We start from the raw sequence: 3,341 nt of genomic DNA, 5'->3' as shown, positions 1-3,341 counted from the left end.
GGTCGTGGGGGCGGGTGCCGTCTGTGCTGCGTTCGTCACGAGTGTGGTCATCGCCTTTCGGTGGGGAGGGTCGCGAGCCCCTCGACGAAGCGTCGGAGCGGCTCGGGCCCGGTGAACAGGTGCCCGATGATCCCGAGCGCCTGGGCGGCCTCGACGTTGTCGGACCTGTTGTCGATGAACACCGTGTCGGCGGCCGTTGTTCCGAGTTCGGCGAGGACGTGCTCGAAGATCGTGGCCGACGGCTTGAGGTCGTCGAGTTCGGCGCTGACGAAGACCTGCTCGAACAGCTCGCCGAGGGGCGAGTGCCGGAACGGCGACGCGAAGTCGAGACCGGCGTTCGAGAGGATCGCCAGTCGCGTGCCGCCGTCGGCCAGGTCGGCGATCACCTCGAGCGTGCCGGGCTCGGGCACGAACCACGACGGGAAGTCGGCGGCCCAGAGCTCGTGCACGCGGGTGCGGGTCCAGTCGGCGCCGGTGTCGGCGGCGATGGCCCGCCAGTACGCCGCGGCGCTCAGCGTGCCGCGGTCGAGGGCGTGGCGGTGGCGACCGTAACTGGGCCAGAGCACGTCCGGGTCGACGCCTGCGAGCTCTTCGAGGCGGCGGCGCGACGCGTCGTCGGGGAACCGCGCGATCACCTCGCCGTAGTCGAAGACGACGGTGCGGCCGGGGAGTGAGATGCTCATCGACCCACCGTATCGGCGGGCGCAGGTCGGGCGGGGCCGGGCGGGGCTCGGCCGACTACCGTCGGGGCGTGACCTCCGACACCCGCTTCACCGACTGGACCCCCTCCGACGCCGCCGACCAGATCGCCGTGCCGGCCGTCGACGACGACAAGTACAGCCGAGGCGTGCTCGGCGTCGTGACCGGCTCGAGCGCCTACCCGGGCGCCGCCGTGCTCGGCGTCGAGGCCGCCTTGCACACTGGCGTCGGCATGCTGCGGTACCTGGGCCCCGCCCGCGCCTCCGACTTCGTGCTGCACCGTCGGCCCGAGGCCGTGACGAGCCCGGGTCGCGTGCAAGCGTGGTTGCTCGGCTCGGGCGTGGACCCGGACCACCTCGACGACGAGACGCGCGACGGCTTCGCGACCGGCGCCTCCTCGGGGCTGCCGCTCGTGCTCGACGCCGGAGCGCTGTCGCTGCGCGAGCAGGCGACCGGGCCGGTGGTGCTGACGCCGCACTTCCGCGAGCTGGCGAAGGCCTCGGGCCGCGAGGTCGCCGACGTCGCCGCCGATCCGGCCGGTGCCGCCGCGCGTGCGGCGGGGGAGTGGGGCTGCACGGTGCTCGTCAAGGGGCACCGTACGTACGTCGCCTCGCCCGGCGGCACGCGCCTCGTCGCGGCCAGCGCGCCGACGTGGTTGGCCACCGCCGGCGCGGGCGATGCGCTCGGGGGAGTCCTGGGGGCCCTGGTCGCGACGCACGCCGACGAGATCGCCGCGGACGAGGAGGCGCTGGCCCGGTCGGCCGCGACCGCTGCGGTGCTCCACGGCCTCGCGGCGTCCCGGGCGGGTGCCGGCGGACCGTTCACGGTGCTCGGCCTGGTCGACGCCCTGCCGGCCACGATCGCGGAGCTGTTGCGCCGGGGCTGAGCCGGGCCCAGGCGCACGGCACCACGAGTTGAGCGTCGCACCGCCGACATCGGCGGTGCGACGCTCAGGTCGTGGTGCGGCGCTCGACGTGCGAGCGCCCGGGACTCAGGAGGCGGGGGTCGCCGCCACGAGGAACTCGACCGTCCCCTGGTCTTCGACCTTGACGAAGCCGAGGCTCGGCGCGTCGACGCCGTAGTCCGAGAAGGTCACCGGGATCGACCCGCTCACCTGGACGCCGTCGCCCGACAGGGCCGCCTGCAGGGGCACCGTGACGGTCTTCGTGACGCCGTGCATGGTCAGCTCGCCGGTCGCGTCGACCTTGGCCACGTCACCGTCGGAGGGGACGGCCGCCTCGATCGGCTGGGTCAGCGTGAACGTGGCCGTGGGGTACTTGTTCACCTGCATGGCGGTGCCCCGGAAGTAGTCGTCGCGGTTGCCGCTGTCGGTCGCGATCGAGGCGACGTCGACGTCGATGGTGGCGGCCGAGATGGTCGTCCCGTCGACGGTGATCGTGCCCGAGACCTGGTCGGTCTTGCCGACGACGGTGACGTCGGTGCCGTTCAGCACCTCGTCGACGCGGTAGCCGGCCGTGCTGCCGTCACCGATGCTCCAGTCGCCTGCGAGCTGGCTGGGGTCGAGCGTGCTCGACCCGGGGGTGAGGGAGGCGGTGGGCGCGGCCTCGGGTTCGCCGACGATCACGTCGCGGTAGAAGGCCGGCCCGGCGAAGGCCGCGGTGGCCCCCAGGACGACGACGACGGCTGCGGCGACGCCGAGCCCGATCTTGGTCTTCTTCTTCATGGTCTTCGTCCTTCGGAGGGGTCGGCGTGACGCGCGGCGAGTCCACGGGGCTGAACCGATGGTGACGTGTCTCCTTCGCAAGAACCTGGGAGGCGCAGGTGAAGACGGTGGGCGCCCGGGGCGGGCCGAGGGCGACCGGGCAGGGCCCAGGCCCGGCCCTGGCCCGGCCCGGGGCCGGGGCCGGTGCTGGTGCCGGCGCCGGGCGATCCCGGTCAGTGAGCGGTGAACCGCGTGAGGAACTCCTGGGTGCGCACCTCGCGGGGGGCCGTGAAGAGCTGCGCGGGCGGACCCTGCTCGGCGATCCGGCCCCGGTCGAGGAAGACGACCCGGTCGGCGACGTCGCGGGCGAAGGCCATCTCGTGCGTCGCCATGAGGATCGTCGTGCCGACCTCCTTCAGCGTGCGCACGAGGTCGAGCACCTCGCCCACCAGCTCGGGGTCGAGGGCGCTCGTGATCTCGTCGAGCAGCAGCACGGCGGGTCGCGGGGCGAGGGCCCGGGCGATGGCGACCCGCTGCTGCTGACCGCCCGAGAGGCGGTCGGGGTAGGCGCCGGCCTTGTCGCCGAGACCCACGCGCGTGAGGACCTCGAGGGCGCGCTCGTTCGCCGCGGCCTTGGGCTGGCGCAGCACGTGGCGACTGGCCAGGGCGACGTTGTCGAGCACGGTCAGGTGCGGGAAGAGGTTGAAGTGCTGGAAGACCACGCCGATGCGGGCCCGGACGGCGTCGACGCGCACCCGGGGGTCGGTGATGTCGTCGTCGCCGAGCACGATGCGGCCGTCGTCGATCTGCTCGAGCAGGTTCACGGTGCGGAGCAGCGTCGACTTGCCCGAGCCGCTGGCGCCGATCAGCGCCACGACCTCGTCCCGCGCGACGTCCAGGTCGATGCCGTCGAGCACGACCGTGTCGCCGAAGGACTTGCGGACCCCTTCGAGGCGCAGCACCGTCTCGGGGCCGGGGC

General features: G+C 73.6%; 4 protein-coding genes. 1 reads left to right on the top strand and 3 read right to left on the bottom strand.

Annotated elements, in window-relative coordinates:
- Positions 1 to 47: 47 nt before the first annotated feature.
- A complete protein-coding gene (locus tag ARTHRO9V_RS15620) occupies positions 48 to 683 on the bottom strand; it encodes an HAD family phosphatase (protein ID WP_159829066.1) in 636 nt (211 codons plus the stop codon).
- A 68-nt stretch (positions 684 to 751) separates the two neighbouring features.
- On the opposite strand from ARTHRO9V_RS15620, the gene ARTHRO9V_RS15615 reads away from it, so the two are divergent.
- The gene (locus ARTHRO9V_RS15615) at positions 752 to 1,585 is read left to right on the top strand and encodes an ADP/ATP-dependent (S)-NAD(P)H-hydrate dehydratase (RefSeq protein ID WP_159829063.1); all 834 of its coding nucleotides are present in this window, start codon (positions 752 to 754) and stop codon (positions 1,583 to 1,585) included.
- 105 nt (positions 1,586 to 1,690) lie between these two features.
- Here ARTHRO9V_RS15615 and ARTHRO9V_RS15610 read toward each other — a convergent pair whose 3' ends face one another.
- Both ARTHRO9V_RS15610 and ARTHRO9V_RS15605 read right to left on the bottom strand, forming a co-directional pair.
- Positions 1,691 to 2,383 carry a YceI family protein gene (locus ARTHRO9V_RS15610; RefSeq protein ID WP_123570289.1) on the bottom strand — a complete coding sequence of 231 codons (693 nt, stop codon included), beginning with the start codon at positions 2,381 to 2,383 and terminating at the stop codon, positions 1,691 to 1,693.
- A gap of 212 nt (positions 2,384 to 2,595) precedes the next feature.
- Complete coding sequence (locus ARTHRO9V_RS15605; RefSeq protein WP_056046034.1) at positions 2,596 to 3,324, bottom strand: amino acid ABC transporter ATP-binding protein; 729 nt, start codon at positions 3,322 to 3,324, stop codon at positions 2,596 to 2,598.
- Positions 3,325 to 3,341: the final 17 nt, after the last annotated feature.

The sequence above is a fragment of the Frigoribacterium sp. 9N genome, assembly GCF_902506305.1.
Taxonomy (GTDB): Bacteria; Actinomycetota; Actinomycetes; order Actinomycetales; family Microbacteriaceae; genus Frigoribacterium.
The sequence above is the reverse complement of the archived record's forward strand: the minus strand, read 5'-3'. Positions and strand labels throughout refer to the sequence as shown.

What these genes read in the sequence shown, in the direction of transcription:
- ARTHRO9V_RS15610 (WP_123570289.1), bottom strand. Translation starts at nt 2,383, where the DNA reads ATGAAGAAGAAGACCAAGATCGGGCTCGGCGTCGCCGCAGCCGTCGTC.
- ARTHRO9V_RS15620 (WP_159829066.1), bottom strand. Translation starts at nt 683, where the DNA reads ATGAGCATCTCACTCCCCGGCCGCACCGTCGTCTTCGACTACGGCGAG.